Below are 19635 nucleotides of genomic sequence, written 5' to 3' on the forward strand. Positions count from 1 at the left end.
ACACAATGAAAACCGCACAATCTTTTAACCACGATGCAGCTGTAAAAGCAACTACAGCTAAATCATTAAGCAAGTTATATTTTACCCGCGTGGGCTTCTCTGTTATATGGGTAACCCTGGTAGCCATATATGCAGCAAAATCGCCACAAGTAGCAGCCATATTATTAATCATTTACCCGGCATGGGATGTTGTGGGTACTTTTGGAGATATCCGTATTAATAAAGCTAACGGACCAGTAACACCACAGTACGCTAACGCGATCATTAGTATCATCACCACTTTTGCGGTTGGCGTAGCTTTAAATTCGGGCGTGCCTAACGCGCTTATTGTTTTTGGCGTATGGGCAGGGTTAACCGGCATTATACAACTGGTACTTGGCCTTCAACGCAGGCGTGAACTTGGCGGCCAATGGCCAATGATATTAAGTGGTGGTCAATCAGTTATTGCCGGCATTTCTTTCATCGCGTTTGCACACAAACCAACAATGGGTATTGCCAACCTGGCCGGCTATTCGGCCTTTGGGGCATTTTATTACCTTTTGGCAGCAATCCGTCTGTCAAAAACTATAAGTATAGCAAATACACAAACTATCTAAAAGGTTTTACTCGCCATATAGTGGCATTTTTTCGACAAAACGTATCATAATCTGTAAACTTTGTAATATTTATTAAAAAGTTTACAGATTATTTTATTTGACAGGTTTATTGGTATCATTATTGCAATGCTCAAACATATTGATATACAGGCAAATAAAATGTTTAAACAACATTTATTTATTTATCAATATTGTACTTAAACATTGTCAATATTATCAAATTGTTAATAGTTAAGTTTTTCACTTAAAATATTTGCAAAATAAAAGATACGATGTATATTTGCAGTGTAATAAATGTAAGACGCTGAACGGCAGCAAAACACAGATGGTTCGATACCTCTTCTTACAGCTCTTCTCATAATTTAGGTTTATAATTGGTTAGAACGCGCCCCTGCCCATCAGAGGGCGCTTCTTGTTTCTATAGGTTTTATGATCCCTTTTTATATTAATCTTCTTATTGTTGACAGCTTCTGCAATAATCTTTAAATTTGATAATATGAGCGTACAATATATATCAGACACAAAAGGACAAGTCACTGCTGTGCAAGTCCCTATTAAAGAATGGGAAATGATAAAAAGCAAATACCCCGACGTTGATAATATCGATACATCAATTCCAGAGTGGCATAAGGAGATAATAGATGAGCGCCTTGAAGCATTAAAAAGAAATCCGGATATGATTTTGCCAATTGAGACATTGTTTGACGAATTAGACAATTAGCAATGGCTTACAGTTTACACTACCTTGATATTGTAAAGGTAGACTTGGTTGAAGCTAAAGATTGGTATAAGAATCAGAAACCTGGGTTAGAAAAACAGTTTAGCAGAGAAGTTAAGGCATGCATTGCCAGACTACAGAAAAATCCACTTGGATACGAGATTAAATATAAAAACGTCCGAACTGCATTTACCGATGTATTTCCTTACGCTATACATTTCTTTGTAAATCAATCAATAAACCAAATTGTTATTATCGCCGTGGTCCATCAAACCCGTAATCCATTATTAGCCGATAAGCGAAGCGACGATGAATAGTTTATAAGTTTGCCTTTTATCTAAACAATCGCCCAAACAAAATCCCAACTTATTGTCTTTTATATCAAATTTATACATTAATAAATATCGATATGAAAAACCCGGTCTACCTGGCATTAATGCATACTGACGGCACTACAAGAAGTATTATTATTGAACCCGTTTTAAAGCACAACCTTGCCGATACCGGCGTTTATAAAATTTACAAAACATCGATAGATAATGAATCTACTTTATTTACCGAGGAATTGGAAATAGATGAAACGCAGGCATCGCTGACCGATAGTGATAATCCGGATTATTTAGGTACCATCATTTTTTTACCCAACCATACACACTGGGATTACAACGGCGACTTGTTAAGCAAAACCGAACAACAACAAATAGCTACGTTTCTGCAACAGCAAGTTTAATCAACTCCTTTTACCTTCATTTGAAAGGTATACACTGCTTTTGAGGCTGTAATAAACAACACGTCTTTATTTTTGCCACCGAAGCAGATGTTGGCCGTCCAGGGTTCATCTATGTCAATGTGACCTATCTTTTCGCCTCTGGGGTTTACTATGGTTACCCCTTTACCGCACATGTAAATGTTTCCTAATTGATCTATGGTCATCCCATCGCAGCCCATGGCTATAAAAAGCGTGCGGTTGCTGAGGGAACCGTCTTTATTGATATCGTAACGGTAGGTTTTGTTATCGCCAATATCGGCCACGTACAGGTTTTTACCGTCGTGGGTTCCGATGATTCCGTTGGGCTGTTTAAACTGATCGTCAACCACCACAGCTTCGTGTTTGCCCCTGGCTACGTAATAAAGTTTGCGGCCATCAAGATCGGATTGTTTGCGGGTCCAGTAATCACGTTGGTAATAAGGGTCGGTAATGTAAATACCGCCATCGGGGCGCACCCAAACATCATTAGGGCCGTTAAATAATTTACCCTTATAATCGGTTAACAAAACGGTTATTTTTTTATCGGGGCTGATACTCCAGAGTTGGTCTTTAGCGTCGGCACAGCTTATTAAATTGCCTTTACGGTCAAAATACATCCCGTTACTGCGGCCCGCGCTATCTAAAAAAATTGACAGCTTACCGCTGGTATCATACTCCCAGATCTTATTGTTAGGCTGATCTGTAAAAAACACATTTCCTTTTTTATCAACGGCGGGGCCTTCGGTAAACGCAAACTGTTTGGATATTAATACCGGCTTAGTACCTGCATCATACAAATTGGTAACATCCTGGGCAAATACACTACATGATACGGTTAGCAAGCTTAGAAACAATAAAGAACGTTTTTTCATGGTACTAATAATTGGTTTGCTAATGTAGGTTGTTTTTGACAGAGATAAAAGAGCCCCGAATTTAGAGACGCAACATTTTGTGTCTCCCGCATGCAAATCACGCCTTTAGATTCTCACTTTCAAATTTGATTGCTTGGCGGAAGACGCAAAATATTGCGTCTCTACAGTCCCAATAAACCATTTAAAACGCTATTTTTGCACCTTTAATAAAAATACCGTTCAAAACATGAGTATTGCACTATCCGAGCAGGAAATTATCCGCCGCGAATCTTTACAACAATTAAGGGCACTGGGCATTAACCCATACCCTGCCGAAGCTTTTGATGTTAACGCCTGGGCACAGGATATTACCGATAATTTTGCAATAAAACCCGAGGCCTACCAAAATGTAGTAATTGCCGGCCGTATCATGACCCGTCGCATTATGGGCAGCGCATCTTTTGCCGAATTACAGGATTCAACCGGCCGTATACAGATTTACCTGAAACGCGATGATATTTGCCCCGACGAGGATAAAACCTTATACAATACTGTATTTAAAAAACTGCTGGATATTGGCGACTACATCGGTATTAAAGGCTATGTATTTTTAACCCAAACCGGCGAAATCTCGGTTCACGTACGTGATTTGATCGTGCTGTCAAAATCTCTGAAACCACTACCAGTTGTTAAACGCGAGGACGACGGCACCATTCATGATGGCTTCACCGATCCTGAATTGCGTTATCGCCAGCGTTATGTTGATTTAACGGTTAACCCTGCATATAAACAAATTTTCATCAATCGCTCAAAAGTGATCAGCAGTATGCGCAATTACTTTAACAACCAGGGTTGGATGGAAGTTGAAACCCCTATATTACAACCCGTGCATGGTGGCGCGGCGGCCCGTCCGTTTGCTACACACCACAACACGCTTGATATGCCGCTGTTTTTACGTATTGCCAATGAGCTTTACCTAAAACGCCTTATTGTAGCTGGTTTTGATGGAGTATATGAGTTTGGTAAAATGTTCCGTAACGAGGGTATGGACCGTACCCACAACCCGGAATTTACTGCCATGGAAATATATGTAGCCTATAAAGACTATATATGGATGATGGCCATGGTTGAAGAGTGTTTGGAAACTGTTGCCAAAGCTGTTCACGGCATCCCGGTGGTACAGGTAGGCAGCAACGAGATTAACTTTGCAGGCCCGTACGAAAAACTATCGATGTATGATTCAATCCTGAAATATACAGGTATCGATGTATCTGCCATGGATGAAGCGGGATTGCGTGAAGTTTGCGCCGAGCTTAAAATAGACGTGAATCCGACCATGGGTAAAGGCAAATTGATAGATGAGATTTTTAGTGCCAAGGTTGAACATAATTTGATCCAGCCGACCTACATTACCGATTACCCTATCGAGATGACACCGCTGGCCAAAAAACACCGCACCAAAGATGGCCTGGTAGAGCGTTTTGAGCTATTTGTAAACGGTAAAGAGATTGCCAATGCTTATTCTGAATTGAATGACCCTATTGATCAGCGTGAGCGTTTAGAGGAGCAATTGATCCTGGCCGGTCGTGGCGATGATGAGGCTATGGCCATGGACGACGACTTTTTACGCGCCCTGGAATACGGCATGCCACCAACATCGGGCCTGGGTATCGGTATCGACCGTTTGGTAATGCTAATGACCAACCAAAGCACCATACAGGAAGTACTATTCTTTCCGCAGATGCGTCCCGAGAAAAAGGCTAAAGTGGTTACCATCGAAGACTTTACAAACATTGGCGTACCTGCCGAGTGGGTACCGGTACTAAATAAAATGGGCTTTAACACGGTAGAAGAATTAAAAGCCGCAAACCCCAACAAGGTATTTAATGACCTTGGCGGTATGCGTAAAAAAATGAAACTTGATATTACTATGCCAACCAAAGAAGAAGTAATGGCCTGGTTTAAATAAGAAGCTGAAGGCGGAAAGCTTAAAACTGAAAGCTTTTTTAGTGAAATAATTGAGAGACGTATTTATTAAATGCGTCTCTTTTTTGTACCCTCTCGCGAGCTTTCAGCTCGTGAGCCTCATGGCTGCAGCTTTTAGCTGCCGGTATAAGCTGAAAGCCTATACATCATAGGCAAGAGTTACGTTGCGCTAAACTCGCGGCAACAAAAAACAAAATGGGCCTGTTCTGAAAAGAGCAGGCCCATTTTACTATATTTTTAATCCCTGCTTAAACAGTAGGATCATAACTATCAGCTACATCAGTAGCAAACGGTGGTTTCTCTTTTTTGAATATGGCGGCGCCAATTAAGGCAACAACTACACCCATAACCAACGAGCCAAAAAATGCCCCGGCTACTGCAAAAATGGCGAAGTACTTACGGGTCATGCTCATGGCTGTTTCAACCTGCTCTGGGGTTAACGTACCTTTTGCCTCCAATTGCGCCTGTGTAGATGAAAGGATTTTTTCAGCCATTTCGGGGCTTAATATAGCGTAATACACATACAAAAAAACTGCCGTTAAAATACCCAGGAACAGCGAATATAAAAAGCCCGATAAAAATCCCTCACCAAAAGTCATATAACCACCAAGATCATTGCGATATTCTTGTTGCGTTAAACATAAAAAGCCGATAAAAACCAAATAGTTTATGTATTTAGCTGATGAAGTGGGGTCGACATTCAAAAACTGAAATGCATAAGTAATAACTATCGAGGCTATCAGGCCTATCAAAGCCCATTTGATTGCCGGTTTAGAGGGACTTGCTTTTTTTACTTCCATGATTGTAGGTTTTATAGTTTAGCTAAAATTAACTAATATTTTATAAAATCGGCGTAATTACTCATAAATAAATAAGGCCCTTACCGGTTAAGATAAAGGCCCCATCGTTATTTATAAAATAATATATCTACTGTGGCTGGTTATTATAAACTACGCCTTCGCGTTTAAAGAAAGCGGCAAAAATAAGCGATAGCACAAACATAAAAATAATTGATATCCCGAAACCGGTAATCTGCCTGCCAACGGTAACATCTTTTTGCACTTCAAATTGTTGGTTAATATCGTCCATCTTCTTTTTAACCTCATCTGGCTTAGCTTTATTTTCTGTAAGGTAGGTTGATACTGCTTTGGTCATGGCAGTTTGTGTTTTTTGAACCATATTTGGCTCTACCACTTTTGCAAACAGCATATCCCTAACCAAAAACTGCAACACAAAGGCTGTAAAAAACATGATAAAGATACCGGATGCCGCCTGGCGCATGCTCCAAAAACCACCTATCTTTTTACGCAGATTAATAACCAATAGCACAACAGCCCCTATTGGCAACAACACCGAAAAAACAAAGGGCGCCGATGATATTACAATTACCGACGATGTGCTTATCATCACATAAAAAGAAATGATGCTAAAGGCAGAAAGTAAAACACCCAGGATAATCCCGTAAATAATTCCCCACTTTCTTAATTCTGCTTTATCAATGTCTATTTCCATTTCTGAAACCTATTATTGAAAATTAATCAAAATCTCTAACACAGCCATATCAAACTCTTTTTCCAAAGCGTTATCGGCAATAACGGCCTTAGCATCCGGTGATGGATCTACATTTTGAAAAAAGCACATCATAGGATAGAATAGTTCGGCTAATTCAGAATCTTCGGGCAGGCTTTGCGCTACCTTGCTGATCTCTTCTACCGGGCTTTCCATCAAAATCTGGTTAGCTATAACCGGTTCGTAAATACGGTATTCGTCCTGGAACTCGTCTTCATCAACTAATAAAAACTCTTTCAGGTAATCTTCCAATTCCGGCTCAATGTCTTCATCTTCACACTCGTTAAGGTACAATAACAGGTTTAGCAGCTCGGTACCGCGATCAAGCGTTTGCTCTTCAATATCTTCCCACTCGGGGGTATCCAGGTAATCTTCTTCTAATTTTTTAACGTCGGCGCTGAAGAAATTGATCATCAGCAAATCAAAAAACACTTCGCGAAGCACTTCTACATCGGGGTTGTTGTCAAATACCGCGTCAAGGGCGTCAACTTTATCTAAAAAGTCTTCATTTAAAGCAAACACATCACCAAAATCGCCGGTGAGTGTTGATGCGTCAAAGCTACTGTATTTTGAAAATGCCTCTAAGGCAGCCTGGAAGGCTATTTCTATTTTTGGATCGATCATTGTTTTTCTATTTAAGTATTTGTTGATTGTTGTACGTTAACAGCACTTTTCCCTTTAAGCTTTCGCCAATGAAAGGAGAGTTTGCCGATTTCGACAAATTGTTTTTGCTGTTATATTCCCACTCCGCATCGACGTCAAAAACTACCACGTTGGCTTGTTCACCCTCTGCAATTACCGGAACGTCTACCCCAAGAATTTCACGTGGGTTGATGGCTAATTTTTCTACGATCAGTTCAACCGGCAAACCTGTTTTCAACGCAAGTGGTAAGGCCGTTTGAAAGCCTACCATTCCGTAAGCGGCTACTTCAAACTCCACATCTTTAAACTCAATCTCGTGCGGAGTATGCTGCGATACAATGGCATCTATGGTGCCATCCTTTAAACCTTTTATTAAGGCCGTCACATCATCTTTGGTGCGCAAGGGTGGTTTTACCTTATATTGGCTATCAAAACCCAGCAGGGCTTCGTCTGTAAGTATTAAATGGTGCGCTGCAACATCGCAGGTAACTTCCAATCCTTTACGCTTAGCTTCGCGGATGAGTTCGACAGAGCGCGAGGTTGATATGGTACTGAAATGTATTTTTGAAACTGTGTACTCGGCCAGGTAAAGATCGCGGGCAATCATCAGCTCTTCGGCTAATGAAGGGATGCCTTTCATACCCAACAGGGTACTCACCTCGCCTTCGTTCACTTTGGCTTTACCGGCTATGGCGGTATCTTCGGGATACGAGAAAACCATGGCATCAAAGCCCTGGGTATATAATAAAGCCCTCTCCATTAAACCGGCATCCTGTACCGGGCGGTTGCCATCTGTAAAGGCTTTTGCACCACTCAGGTGCATATCGTACATTTCGGCAAGGTCTTTTCCCTCACGTTTGTGCGATATGGTTCCCAAAGGATAAACATCAACCAAATTACCTTTGGCGCGGTTCAACAGGTATTCAACTTCGGCTTTTGAGTGCACCGGGTTGGCGGTGTTAGGCATCATGGCAACACCCGTGAAACCACCGGCGGCGGCGGCACGTGTGCCCGATATCATATCTTCTTTGTTTTCCAGCCCCAACTCGCCTATGTTGCAGTTAAGATCAAAGAAACCAGGTGATACATATTTACCTTCGGCGTCTACCAGTTCGGCATCGGCCTCAATATCGTCGGCAATGCGGGTGATAACTCCGTTTTCAATTAAAATATCGGCAACTTGTTGATGAAAGGCTGATCCGGGATCAAGGATAGTGGCAGATTTGATAAGCAAATTCATTAGCACTGCTTTAAAAGGATTTTTGTTGATTAAACCGCCTGTTTTATCCCCTGCACATTGGACTTAAGGTACCTGATGAGCAAAATTTCGATGGCCAGAAAAATCAATGCCAAAATTATACAAAGTTTCCATAATTGCGTACCTAAATTTGTTTCGGCAACAATACCTTTTAATGAAGCGTTACTACCTGGTATTAAGGCTGCTTGCCTGGGTAAAATATCTTTTAAAACAGCCGGCGTTAAATAACTCAGGTCCGATTCCTTCCTGTTATCGTTAAACGCCAGCGTGGCCAGCGTACTATCCTGCTTTTTTAAAGTGTAAATACCCGGTTCCCGTAATTGATCAGATACGTATAGCAACGTGCTTCCCTCCTGCTGCCTTACATCAGGGATGGTGCTTTGGCCGTCTTTGGTTAATTTAAGCAATTGCTTTTCTGTAAGCTGCACTGGAGGCACTTCTAATGTTTCGTCGGCACCCAGGGTATAAAACAAAGGCAGATCGTGCCCGCTCAATAAAGCTATCCTGAATAATATGGGTACAAAAAGCGCGTGGCGCGGCAGGTTGCTAAAATCTTCATTAAGTGGTACAGCAGCTACATAAACCTTGCCCCTGCCGCTGTTGTAGCCTGCCCAAAAACTTTGCCCGGCGGTAAGCGTCATCAAATTATCCTGGCTGCCATGGGCGGCGCTCAACTGGTAATATTTTTTTACGATAGGCAGATCCGGGTTTGGCGGGAAACTTTCAAACACATTTTTAAATACCGGGCTTTGACGGTTAAGCGCCGATACTTTGCCAGCATCTGGCACCAGTTTTTCGGGATAAGCCGCGTTCATCGGCTGCAAAAACGAGCGATAGTTGTTCAAATCGGCATCTATAGCCGGAAAAACTACCAGCGTGCCACCTTTGCTCACATACGTTTTTAGCTGCTGTGCCAGGCCGGTTGAAACCGCTTTAATATCGCTGATCACAATAAGCGGACAAGTCCCTAACGCGGCATAATCAACATTACCATCGTGACTGTTATGGGCGTTAAAAAAAGGATCGGCAGCAAAAACTGCTTTCAGGTATGGGTTTGGCGTACCACCATCTATCAGTAAAACCGGCATTTGCTGTGCCACATTAAAACTGAAAAAGAATTTATTATCAAAAGTAACCGGGTTATCCTGTAAAGCTACTTCACCCTGTTGCCAACCTGCCTGCAGACCCATAAAAGCGAGAGTATCGTTTTGTACAGATCGCGCGGCAAGGGTATAACTCCCCAAAGCTTTTTGAGCGCCATTAATAGTGACTTTAAGCGGAATCTTTTCGGCCTTTTCATCGGCATAGTTATGCAGGCGTACTACCAGCTTTTCGCTTTCGCCCGGCCGGTGAATAGCATTAAGCAGCCAAACCGAATCAACCGCTACGTTGGGCAGGTTGCCCGCTTTTAACTGAATCAAATTTATAGCGATGGCGCTATCCGTTTTTAAAGGCTTATCGGCCATGTTTTTTTGCAGATCTGAAATGATATACGCCGATTTTGCAGCACCAGGTTGGGTGATCAATAAACTTTGCTGCCGACTAATGATTTGTTGCAATGTACGACTCTGCGCGCTGATCTTTACCTGGTCTACCGCGTCATTAAACTCGTCCCTGCTTAATAGTCGCTGGTGTTTGCCTTCAAAATCCTGGGTAAGCAGCTGAAAGCGATCATTGATATTATAGGCCGATGCTATCTGTTTGGCTTTTTGTTTGGCATCATCCAGCAAGGAACCCTCGCGGTTAAGGGTTTGCATACTGTAGGAATTATCTACAAAAATACTCACCGCGTTTTGCCGCCCGGCGTTTGCAGTATTCTGAGCAGGGATAAACGGACGAGCGAACGCAAATACCAGGAAGGCCAAAGCCAATAGCCTTGAAGCAAGGATCAGGCGCTCTTTCAAATTTCTGCGGGATGATTGCTGCTCCTGTATCTCCTTTAAAAACTGAACGTTGCTAAAATTTACCCGCTGAAACTTACGAAAGTTAAATAAATGGATAATTACCGGGAAGGCTAACGTAAGCAATGCAAATAAAAATGCCGGATAGATGAAGTGCATATATGCGAATGTACGAATTGATGTGAAGATTTCAGATGTGCAGATATGCAAATTTAGGATGAATGGATTTAAGGTTGAGATGATTGCTAAGTCAAAACATTAAAAAAACTGTCATTCTGAATGTAGTGAAGAATCTATTCTTCGCCATACTTATTCGCCCTGTAAGTTCATGAATAGATGCTTTGTGCCTCAGCATGACAAGTATTGAGGAAATAATCTTCCCCCTCAACACTTCACCGTCTTCTTCTTTTTCCCTACCTGCCCCTTCGCTTGCATTTTGGCGATATATTCAAGCGCGTCGGGTACTTTGCAAGCCGTGCCATTCATATCAACCATCACCACACCGTTCTTTTTGGCAATGTCAATGGCATCCTCTGTTAGCGCGGTTACATAATTGGCTGCCGAAATGATGAAACCGTTCATAGTATACTTTACCCTGTTGGCCGCCGAATGGATATTTTCTGAGGCCCGTTCAAGCAATTGCTTCAATGCCGGAATATCCAACTCCGCATCCGGCTTTAACGCTACCGTATTACTCAATGTGGACCAGCCCGCGGCGGTAATATGTTCCTCCGGCGAGTCTATCCACTCTAAAGCCAGCTCAAAACCATATTTACTGCCAGCGGCAACCCAGGGAACTGTGTATTCGCTGATGTTATTGGATACGGCCTGTTTAACCCAGGTTTGCAAATCGTCCTTTGTCATTTTTGCATCGTCGGTGATCAGGCCGGCCAGGTACATGGCGTCGGTATTGCCGGTGGCGTATAATTCTTTAGCTAAAGGATAATCTGTTTTGGTTTGTTTCTGGATGATTTTAAGGTGTTCAACCTTCACGCCAAAAAACGGTTCTTTAATGCCATGCTTCAGCAAGATCTTTTTTATGCTTTCGCTGCCGTAGCCCTGCAGTTGGGCCATAACTTCCTGTACATCCATGATATTTTATTTAGGTTGTTTGCCGAATAAAAATATAAAAAATGATCGGGATATTTTGCAAGTTAAAAGCTGTTACAAAGATTTCAGGTGGGCTAATTTAACAGGGACAGCTGAAAGCTGTAGCCATAAGTACCCACGAGCTGAAAGCTCGCGGGAGCGATTAAAAAAAATGTCACCCCATTAATTGAGGTGACATTTCGGGTATACTAAAAATCAAAGTCATCCTGAACTCGTTTCAGGACCTCACAGGACAGGTTGCCAGCATGATATATACCAAGCAAGTGTGGTGCCGAAATAAATTCGGCACCACACTTGCTTGGTGTTTCATCTGCATATCTGAAATCTGCATATCTGCACATCTACCATTCCGCATATCTACAACGTTTCATTATATACACCAAACTCCGCTATAGATGGCGCGCTATCAGATGTTTCTATCGCCATACGCACTTTATTACCGTTAACAGCCTTAAAGCGGTTAACTTTTACACGGCTCAGGTTTTCGCCTTCAAATAAAGGTTTCCAGCCCGCGCCGTCGTTGTACTCTAACTTGTATTTTTTGATATTGGCTTTACGCTCAAAAATTACAATGGTGTTAAATTGCTGACCGGGTTTTAAATCAACCTCGTACCAGGCGTTTTTCACCCTATCATTTGATTGCCATGACGACTCAAAATCATCATCATTAGCAAAATCGCTGATGTTCATGTCATCGCTCCAGCTTGAATTTGCAGGCGCACGTTTGGCCAGGTTATGTGATATGATAGGATTGCCCGTTTCGCCAAGTTTTGCAACCGGACCTTCGTTTTTCCAAAGCTTTCCAATTTCCTTTAAACCTTCAATGGCGTTATCATCAAACAAACCATCGGTATTGGGGGCTACATTGAGGATAAAGTTACAGCTGGCATTGTTAAGCGGCACCAAAATATCGTTAACCAGTTTGTTTACATCCCTTATTGGCGTGGTAGGGAAGTTTGATTTCCAAAACCAACTGCTTTGAATAGGCAAACAAGCCAATGCCGGCATTTTATTAGTCTCTTTTTGAACACGCTGACCAGCACCCATTTCATAAGTTTTGATATCGGTATAATATAAACCTTCGGCAGGGTATTTAGCACCGTTCAAATCCATCAACAGGCAGTTGGGTTGCAGTTTTTTGACCAGTTTGTAGATTTCCTCAAAAGGCACATCATCATAAGATATCCTTGACCATGGTGCATCCCAGCCGTCAATAATCAATGCTTCTATGTTGCCATAGTTGGTTAACAGCTCAGTGATTTGCTGTTTAACCATTTCAATATGCTTAGATTTGATTTGGTTTGGGCGCAGTTTGTGGTGGGTATCTAAAATAGAATAATACAACATCACCTTTAAACCCTGATCGCGAAAGGCTTTGGTGTATTCCTTAACCACATCGCGTTTTAGCGGACTATGCATTACGTTATAATCAGTGCTTTTGGTATCCCAAATACAAAAACCGCTGTGATGCTTGGTGGTTAAGCAACCGTAGGTCATATTGGCCGATTTGGCTGCTTTTGCCCATTGTACACAATCTAATTTTTTAGGATTAAAATCTGATGCCGGCGTTTCGGGATCGGGCCAATCGGCATTTTCAAAAGTTGGGATGTTAAAGTGGATAAACATACCAAACCGCAGATCAACAAACTGCTGCTGCAATTGCGCTAAGGGAATTGGTGCTTTTGAAGTGCTTTGGGCTTTTACGCTTAGGGTGCCTAAAATAAGCAGGCTTAGGAATAAAGAAAATAGCTTCTTTTTGGTAAAATTTGAATGCATCTGAACTGTTTTGTGATAGTCAACTTTTTATAAATTCTGTTAAACGGGGATTTACTAAGTTGCCGATAAAACGTTTAATCAACATCTATAGATATTGGCATTTTATTCATCGATATTGTCAAAACAACTGATGGATTTTTATAAACGATGGACGATTTTTTACATTGATGGATTATTCCGTTACCTGATCAGCTAAGGCACTAAATATTAGTTCCCTAATCAAGTGTCAATATTTAATTGATAAATTGTTAACGACCGGATTAAACCAGACGTCAACAATACCTTATATCCTTATACCCGGGTTAGCTTCACCGGCGCCGTATGATAAGCGTTCCACTGGCATACGTAAACGTTTTTATCCTCATCCACACAAACATCATGACCATGTTGAAAAATACGGTTTGAAGCTTGCAATGTAGGTTGCAACACCCCGTTTTTATACACGGGCGCCGCACCACCGGGATTAGAGATCACCTTATCATCCTTATCCAATATGGTTACAAAGCCCGAGTAATCAAAACGGTTACCGCTGGCATCTTTGCTCCAGCATACCCCGGCGTAAATATTTTGCTCGTTGATAACCGCACGGCAAACGTACATCCCCGGCATGTCAATACGCTTGATAAACTTGCCATCCATAGTAAAAACCTTAAAACAATTTTCCTCGCGAGAGGTACAGATCAAAGTAGGGTTATTTTTATCGCGGGTATCAACGGTAATGCCATGAGCATTCACCAGGTTATGATCTTTATTGGCATTATTGTGGCCGCCGAAGTGACGGATATACTGCCCCTTGCTATCGTAATGGATAATATAGTCAGACCCATAACCATCTGCAACATAAATATCGCCGTTGGGCGCTACCGCCGTTTCGGTTGGTTTAAAGGGTTCGTTATCTTTATAAACACCGATGGTACGCGGGTGGCCAATGGCAAATATCAGCTTACCATCCACCGTGGTTTTTAAAACCTGTCCCGATTGACCGTAACCGGCGCCTGTTCTATCCTGCGCCCAACCGCAATCGGTAAGCAGCAAGAAATCTTCGCCCCCTTCTTTACTAATGGTTAAACCATGACCTCCTGGTAAAGCCGTTCCCCAATAATCCAGCAACTTACCCGATTTATCAAAAATGAGAATATTGTTTGCCGTATGATCGCCCAGCATAATGAGGCGACCTTTACTATCCTGCACCATTTCGTGGCAGTTAGCCAACGGGTTACTGTTTACGCTGATTTTGGCCCATCCCTTATCAGCTTTATAGGTAAAGCCCCCCTGCCCTATGGTTTGGTCATCAGGCTGCAAATCCTTGTGCAAAATAGCAAAGCTTTTCACCGGCGCAACAGCCGCCAAAGCCGAAGCAACAGCGGTATTTTTTATAAAATTTCTTCTTTCCATTTTAAGTAGTAAGTATTAAGTATCAAGTAGTAAGATAGCTGCAGAACCCGGATAGCAAGCTTATCATGATGTTCAATTGGTTAAAACTGTTCTAATATCTGATTTATTTTTGTATTTGTACATACAAAAGAATTATACTTTTCAATGTGGTTTAATTCATGACAACCGCACCAAGCTAATCACCTCCAAAAATCTTACTACTTGATACTTACTACTTACTACTAAAAAACCTAACTCAATATATCCCTTACCACTTTCCCTTCCACATCGGTCAATCTAAACCTTCGGCCCTGGAATTGATAGGTTAATAATTCGTGGTTGATGCCCATCAGGTGTAGCAGTGTGGCCTGAAAATCGTGAACATGTACCGGGTCTTTTATAATGTTGTAGCTAAAATCGTCGGTTTCGCCGTAGCTGATGCCGTGTTTTACGCCTGCACCGGCCATCCACATGGTAAAGCAACGGGGATGATGGTCGCGGCCATAGTCGTTGGCTGATAATTTGCCCTGGGAGTATACTGTACGACCGAACTCGCCGCCCCAGATCACCAGGGTATCATCAAGCATACCACGTTGTTTCAGATCTTTAATGAGCGCTGCGGTAGCCTGATCGGTAGCCTTGCACTGGCCGGCTATGCCCGACGGCAGGTTGCTATGCTGATCCCAGCCCTGGTGGTATAGCTGCACAAACTTTACGTTTTTCTCCAACAGTTTTCGCGCCAGCAAACAGTTGGCGGCGTAGGTGCCAGGGTCGCGACTATCGGGACCATACATGTCGAAAATTTCTTTGGGCTCGCCAGCCGTGCTCATCACTTCTGGTACCGAAGTTTGCATGCGGGCGGCCATTTCATACTGGGCTATGCGGGCATCTACCTCTGGGTCGGCATAGGCTGTGTTTTGCAGGTTATTTAGTTTGGATAGGTACTCCAGCATTTCTTTTCTATCGGCACCATCATAACCTTCGGGATTATTGAGGAACAAAACAGGGTCTTTGCCCGATCCAAACTGCACTCCCTGGTACTTGGATGGCAGGAAACCGTTGCCCCATAAACGGGCGTACAGCGGCTGATCTTTAGGCGCGTTTTTGGATACCAGTACAATAAAGGTGGGAAGATTTTGGTTATCAGATCCCAAACCATAGCTAATCCATGAGCCTATCGATGGTCGCCCCGGCAACTGGTTCCCGGTTTGCAAAAATGTGATAGCCGGATCATGGTTAATAGCGTCAGAGTACAGCGATTTCACAATGCATAATTCATCAACCACCTGGGCGGTATGCGGCATAAGTTCGCTCATCCAGGTTTGGCTTTGGCCGTGCTGGTTAAATTTACAGAATGACGGGGCCAGTGGCAAAACGCTTTGGTTGGCACTCATGCCGGTAAGTCGTTGCCCTTGCCTAACAGAATCGGGCAGGTTTTGGCCCAGCATGGTGGCCAGTTTGGGTTTGTAATCAAAAGTTTCAAACTGTGATGGACCACCCGCCTGGAAAAGATATACCACCTTTTTTGCCTTGGGCGCTATTTGTGGCAAAGCCTTTAATATATCAGCCTCCAGATTGCCGGTTGCTTTGCGGGTGCTGCCAAAAACATTGTTACCGAATAGTGAACCTACCGCTAAAGCCCCCAAACCAAGCGATGTTTTGGTAAGAAAGTTGCGCCGGTCCATCTTTTTGTGCAGCTCATTAAACTCGGGTGTATGGAGCCTGAAATCCTCGTCGTGATGGTGAAAATCTGACATCTTGTTTTATCTTTTGGTTAATGACGCGTCGGAATTTAAAATGGTGCTGGCAACTACGGTATTGGCTGCGATCATGGCTCCGTTCAGTTTTTTATCTACTGTATATTGCCCGGCAGTAAGCCAACCCTTCTGTTTCTCGGGGTGTTCTTTAAACTTTTTTAATTCAACCTGTTGCAGGGTTGTTAAAAGCGTTACCTCATCGGGCATCGGTGTACGCCCGGTAAGTTTGCGGTAAGCCGTAGTAATGGCCGCACGATTATCGGCGTTACGGGTCATCTGCTCGCCTAAAACTTTGGCTGCCTCTACAAAAGTAGGATCATTTAAGGTTACCAGCGCCTGCAAGGGTGTATTGGTTTTTTGTCTGCGGATAACGCAATAGCTACGCGATGGCGCGTCAAAAGTGGCCAGCGTTGGGTTGGGTACCGATCGTTTTACAATCACATACAAGCTTCGCCGGTAAACCGCTTTGCCGGTATCAGGCACATAGGTGGTATTGTTAATTTCCCATAGGCCCGGTGGCTGGTAAGGCTTGATGCTTTTACCACCAATTTGGGTATTGAGCAAACCGCAGGCAAACAGTGCGTTATCACGAATCATTTCGGCAGACATACGGTAAGCAGGGCCATGCGAAAGGAAACGGTTCTCCGGGTCTTTCTCTGCCGCTTCTTTGGTTGGGCGTGAATTCTGCCGATACGTGGCCGACATGACGATCAGCTTATTCAACGCTTTCATATCCCAGCCCGATTCTACAAATGTGGTAGCCAGCCAATCCAACAACTCGGGATGGCTTGGCAACTCGCCCTGGTTGCCAAAATCTTCGCTGGTTTTTACCAGTCCGGTTCCAAAAAAGTTTTGCCACAGGCGGTTTACTGCCACACGTGCCACCAAAGGATTATCGGGGCTTGTAGACCATTGCGCCAAGCCATACCTGTTTTTAGGCAAATTGGCCGGGAATTGTAAAATGGCTTCCGGTGTGTTAGGAAAAACCTGTTCGCCGGGCATATCGTAGTTGCCACGGTTAAGAATAAATGATTTTTTAGGCGATGCCATTTCCTGCATCACCATTAGCTCTGATATATTTTCTGTCGAATCGGACAGGGTGGTTCTCAATTTGGTAAGCTTTTGCGTTTCGGCAAGCATAGCGGGGTCAACCGCGTTTAGGTAGTAAATTTTGAGTTTATCCACTTCATCGGTAGTAAGCGCGTCTTTGCTTTTGGTGACAATTTTATCCCAACTGTCTTTTTGCGCGAGCATTTTCACTTCAAAAGCGGTGAGCGTGCGGTTGTAAACAGCAATATCATCTACCTTACCCTCTTTAAATCCGCGTCCGCGTTCCCAGGCTCCAACTTGTAAACCGGGCTGACCGCCGCCGTTAAATAAAATATCCTTGGTAAGCTGATCCATGGTGGTTTCCATTTTCAGTTCATCACCATTCAGGTATAGCTTAAAACCATTCGCCTTTGACGATCCGTCATAAGTAGCGGAGAGTTGAATCCATTGCTCTCGCGGTATATCATCAACAGTAACACGCGTGATGGCATTTGAGGGCCCGGTATGCGCCATATTCAATTCCAGCTTGTTGTTTTTAAGGTATAAATGATATCCCCTGAAATTATACAACCGCTCGGAATTACCTTTATGGAACAACACACCTTCGCTCAATTGTTTAGGGATATTTACCCAAATGCCAATACTAAAAGGCTCCGATTTACGAAACACGCCAACCTGGTTCAAATCCAGCCAGGTATCACCATTTAAAGCCAGCGCTTTTCCATCGCCCTTTGTATCAAACACGGCGGCATCGCCTGGCGCGCCGCCCTCACGTTTCATTGCGCCAACATCTTTGGGGTTTATTGCACTTGCCAGGGTGCCTTTATCAAAGTTATAGTAAGCCTGTAAACCATTTTGCGGTATGTTTTGGCCGACAAGCTTTTTATACTCACCATCGGTAAGCCACTTATCAAAACCTACATTTGCCTTAGCTTGCGTTTGGGCAATAGTGTTTTGCTGCTGCGCGATATTTTCATTTATAAAAGCGAGTATCTTTTCTTTTTGCGCCGTTGGCAACATCAACGTTGGCGTAGGCAGGGCATCATCCCAGGAAATTTGGCCCGCCTCTTTTACATTGTTAAAAAAACTAAATAACTGGTAGTAATTCTTCTGCGATATCGGGTCGAATTTATGATCGTGACATTTGGCACAGCCCACCGTCATTCCCAATACGGCGCTGCCATAGGTGTTGGTACGATCTATCACGTATTCGGTTTGGTATTCTTCTTCAATAACGCCGCCCTCCATATTTTGCTGATGATTGCGGTTAAAGGCGGTAGCGATGATCATATCCTTTGTGGGGTGCGGCATTAAATCGCCGGCCAGTTGCCATTGGATAAACTTATCATAACTAAAGTTGTTGTTAAACGCTTGGATCACCCAATCGCGGTAGGGCGACATATCCCTCACCCTATCAACCGTATATCCGTGCGAGTCGGCATAGCGGGCGGCGTCCAGCCAGTCTACCGCCATTTTTTCGCCATAGTGAGGTGATGCAAGCAGGCGGTCTACCTGTTTTTCGTAGGCATCTGGCGAGGTATCTTTTAAGTAATCGTCTATTTCTTTTAAGCTTGGCGGTAGTCCGGTTAAATCAAGCGACAAGCGGCGCAACAGTAATTCCTTATCTGCCTCCTTTGAGGGCGATAGTTCCTGCTTTTTAAGTTTTGCCAGCACAAAATTATCAATAGGATTATTTATCGTCCCATCCACTACGGGCACGGCTGGTTTTACTGGCTTTACAAAAGCCCAATGCGGCTTATAAACAGCCCCGGTTTTTATCCATTTGATGATAACCGCTTTTTCATAGGCCGAGAGTGTGTGGTGCGATTCGGGCGCGGGCATCAGGTAGGTGGAGTCCGTCGATAGGATGCGCTTTACCACTTCGCTATGCTGTAAATCGCCGGGCTTAATGGCTACTACTCCAATATCGTCGGGAATTTCGGCGTATGCATTGGCTGCTATATCCAATCGCAAACCGGCTTTTTGCTTATTTCTATCAGGTCCGTGGCATGCAAAGCATTTATTGCTCAGAATCGGTTTTACATCGATATTATAATCAACCGATGCCGGCAAAGCATCGTAAGCCTTCTGCACATCGGGAGGCAAATCAACGGAAGATGAAGCAATAAACAAGCCTCCGCCGGTTACCATTATGGCACCAAGCGTTACAAAAAATGACCTCAGCATATTAAATCTTGTACGGTTTTATAATCAGTATAAAACTAAGTGCTATACTTTATCAAAAATTTCACAAACACAACATCAATTAGCACAAACCCGACTTTTATATTTTATTATA

16 protein-coding genes are annotated in these 19635 nt (G+C 43.2%); 5 read left to right on the forward strand and 11 right to left on the reverse strand.

Annotated features, from left to right (window positions below; genetic code table 11):
- Positions 1-5 precede the first annotated feature (5 nt).
- The 4 genes from QWZ17_RS17485 (at position 6) to QWZ17_RS17500 (ending at position 2044) form a co-directional block, all read left to right on the forward strand.
- A complete protein-coding gene (locus QWZ17_RS17485) occupies positions 6-596 on the forward strand; it encodes a hypothetical protein (RefSeq protein ID WP_290306578.1) in 591 nt (196 codons plus the stop codon).
- Between the two features lie 496 nt (positions 597-1092).
- Entirely contained in the window at positions 1093-1317 is a 225-nt protein-coding gene (locus QWZ17_RS17490; RefSeq protein ID WP_290306579.1) for an addiction module protein, read from the forward strand.
- A 2-nt stretch (positions 1318-1319) separates the two neighbouring features.
- Positions 1320-1631: a type II toxin-antitoxin system RelE/ParE family toxin gene (locus QWZ17_RS17495; RefSeq protein WP_290306580.1), complete on the forward strand. Its 312-nt coding sequence runs from the start codon at positions 1320-1322 to the stop codon at positions 1629-1631.
- A gap of 92 nt (positions 1632-1723) precedes the next feature.
- Entirely contained in the window at positions 1724-2044 is a 321-nt protein-coding gene (locus QWZ17_RS17500; protein WP_290306581.1) for a hypothetical protein, read from the forward strand.
- Here QWZ17_RS17500 and QWZ17_RS17505 read toward each other — a convergent pair.
- Positions 2041-2934 carry an SMP-30/gluconolactonase/LRE family protein gene (locus tag QWZ17_RS17505; RefSeq protein WP_290306582.1) on the reverse strand — a complete coding sequence of 298 codons (894 nt, stop codon included), beginning with the start codon at positions 2932-2934 and terminating at the stop codon, positions 2041-2043. The two genes, QWZ17_RS17500 and QWZ17_RS17505, sit on opposite strands and share 4 nt — an antisense overlap.
- Positions 2935-3160: 226 nt before the next feature.
- Here QWZ17_RS17505 and lysS point away from each other — a divergent pair, with 226 nt between their 5' ends.
- Entirely contained in the window at positions 3161-4882 is a 1722-nt protein-coding gene (gene lysS / locus QWZ17_RS17510; protein ID WP_290306583.1) for a lysine--tRNA ligase, read from the forward strand.
- A 265-nt stretch (positions 4883-5147) separates the two neighbouring features.
- Here lysS and QWZ17_RS17515 read toward each other — a convergent pair whose 3' ends face one another.
- The 10 genes from QWZ17_RS17515 to QWZ17_RS17560 all read right to left on the reverse strand — a co-directional run bounded on the left by QWZ17_RS17515 (position 5148) and on the right by QWZ17_RS17560 (position 19523).
- Positions 5148-5699 carry a DUF4199 domain-containing protein gene (locus QWZ17_RS17515; protein ID WP_290306584.1) on the reverse strand — a complete coding sequence of 184 codons (552 nt, stop codon included), beginning with the start codon at positions 5697-5699 and terminating at the stop codon, positions 5148-5150.
- Between the two features lie 127 nt (positions 5700-5826).
- Positions 5827-6411 (reverse strand): DUF4199 domain-containing protein, encoded by a 585-nt coding sequence (locus QWZ17_RS17520; protein ID WP_290306585.1) that lies wholly within the window; start codon positions 6409-6411, stop codon positions 5827-5829.
- Between the two features lie 12 nt (positions 6412-6423).
- Positions 6424-7092 carry a hypothetical protein gene (locus QWZ17_RS17525; RefSeq protein WP_290306586.1) on the reverse strand — a complete coding sequence of 223 codons (669 nt, stop codon included), beginning with the start codon at positions 7090-7092 and terminating at the stop codon, positions 6424-6426.
- A gap of 7 nt (positions 7093-7099) precedes the next feature.
- Positions 7100-8350, reverse strand: coding sequence for a dihydroorotase (locus QWZ17_RS17530; RefSeq protein ID WP_290306587.1), 1251 nt, complete (start codon positions 8348-8350; stop codon positions 7100-7102).
- Between the two features lie 29 nt (positions 8351-8379).
- A complete protein-coding gene (locus QWZ17_RS17535) occupies positions 8380-10428 on the reverse strand; it encodes a BatA domain-containing protein (protein WP_290306588.1) in 2049 nt (682 codons plus the stop codon).
- A 225-nt stretch (positions 10429-10653) separates the two neighbouring features.
- A complete protein-coding gene (locus QWZ17_RS17540; protein ID WP_290306589.1) occupies positions 10654-11361 on the reverse strand; it encodes a DNA alkylation repair protein in 708 nt (235 codons plus the stop codon).
- A 375-nt stretch (positions 11362-11736) separates the two neighbouring features.
- Positions 11737-13155 carry an alpha-L-fucosidase gene (locus tag QWZ17_RS17545; RefSeq protein WP_290306590.1) on the reverse strand — a complete coding sequence of 473 codons (1419 nt, stop codon included), beginning with the start codon at positions 13153-13155 and terminating at the stop codon, positions 11737-11739.
- A gap of 291 nt (positions 13156-13446) precedes the next feature.
- Positions 13447-14550 (reverse strand): twin-arginine translocation signal domain-containing protein, encoded by a 1104-nt coding sequence (locus QWZ17_RS17550; RefSeq protein WP_290306591.1) that lies wholly within the window; start codon positions 14548-14550, stop codon positions 13447-13449.
- A 230-nt stretch (positions 14551-14780) separates the two neighbouring features.
- On the reverse strand, positions 14781-16286 hold the full coding sequence (locus QWZ17_RS17555; RefSeq protein WP_290306592.1) for a DUF1501 domain-containing protein: 1506 nt from the start codon (positions 16284-16286) through the stop codon (positions 14781-14783).
- 6 nt (positions 16287-16292) lie between these two features.
- Positions 16293-19523 (reverse strand): DUF1553 domain-containing protein, encoded by a 3231-nt coding sequence (locus tag QWZ17_RS17560; protein WP_290306593.1) that lies wholly within the window; start codon positions 19521-19523, stop codon positions 16293-16295.
- Positions 19524-19635 lie beyond the last annotated feature (112 nt).

It is taken from the genome of Mucilaginibacter flavus, assembly GCF_030409315.1.
Taxonomy (GTDB): domain Bacteria; phylum Bacteroidota; class Bacteroidia; order Sphingobacteriales; family Sphingobacteriaceae; genus Mucilaginibacter; species Mucilaginibacter flavus.

What these genes read in the sequence shown, in the direction of transcription:
- QWZ17_RS17535 (WP_290306588.1), bottom strand. Translation starts at nt 10,428, where the DNA reads ATGCACTTCATCTATCCGGCATTTTTATTTGCATTGCTTACGTTAGCC.
- QWZ17_RS17495 (WP_290306580.1), top strand. Translation starts at nt 1,320, where the DNA reads ATGGCTTACAGTTTACACTACCTTGATATTGTAAAGGTAGACTTGGTT.
- QWZ17_RS17540 (WP_290306589.1), bottom strand. Translation starts at nt 11,361, where the DNA reads ATGGATGTACAGGAAGTTATGGCCCAACTGCAGGGCTACGGCAGCGAA.
- QWZ17_RS17525 (WP_290306586.1), bottom strand. Translation starts at nt 7,092, where the DNA reads ATGATCGATCCAAAAATAGAAATAGCCTTCCAGGCTGCCTTAGAGGCA.
- QWZ17_RS17515 (WP_290306584.1), bottom strand. Translation starts at nt 5,699, where the DNA reads ATGGAAGTAAAAAAAGCAAGTCCCTCTAAACCGGCAATCAAATGGGCT.
- QWZ17_RS17505 (WP_290306582.1), bottom strand. Translation starts at nt 2,934, where the DNA reads ATGAAAAAACGTTCTTTATTGTTTCTAAGCTTGCTAACCGTATCATGT.
- QWZ17_RS17520 (WP_290306585.1), bottom strand. Translation starts at nt 6,411, where the DNA reads ATGGAAATAGACATTGATAAAGCAGAATTAAGAAAGTGGGGAATTATT.
- QWZ17_RS17485 (WP_290306578.1), top strand. Translation starts at nt 6, where the DNA reads ATGAAAACCGCACAATCTTTTAACCACGATGCAGCTGTAAAAGCAACT.
- lysS (WP_290306583.1), top strand. Translation starts at nt 3,161, where the DNA reads ATGAGTATTGCACTATCCGAGCAGGAAATTATCCGCCGCGAATCTTTA.
- QWZ17_RS17500 (WP_290306581.1), top strand. Translation starts at nt 1,724, where the DNA reads ATGAAAAACCCGGTCTACCTGGCATTAATGCATACTGACGGCACTACA.
- QWZ17_RS17545 (WP_290306590.1), bottom strand. Translation starts at nt 13,155, where the DNA reads ATGCATTCAAATTTTACCAAAAAGAAGCTATTTTCTTTATTCCTAAGC.
- QWZ17_RS17560 (WP_290306593.1), bottom strand. Translation starts at nt 19,523, where the DNA reads ATGCTGAGGTCATTTTTTGTAACGCTTGGTGCCATAATGGTAACCGGC.
- QWZ17_RS17530 (WP_290306587.1), bottom strand. Translation starts at nt 8,350, where the DNA reads ATGAATTTGCTTATCAAATCTGCCACTATCCTTGATCCCGGATCAGCC.
- QWZ17_RS17550 (WP_290306591.1), bottom strand. Translation starts at nt 14,550, where the DNA reads ATGGAAAGAAGAAATTTTATAAAAAATACCGCTGTTGCTTCGGCTTTG.
- QWZ17_RS17490 (WP_290306579.1), top strand. Translation starts at nt 1,093, where the DNA reads ATGAGCGTACAATATATATCAGACACAAAAGGACAAGTCACTGCTGTG.
- QWZ17_RS17555 (WP_290306592.1), bottom strand. Translation starts at nt 16,286, where the DNA reads ATGTCAGATTTTCACCATCACGACGAGGATTTCAGGCTCCATACACCC.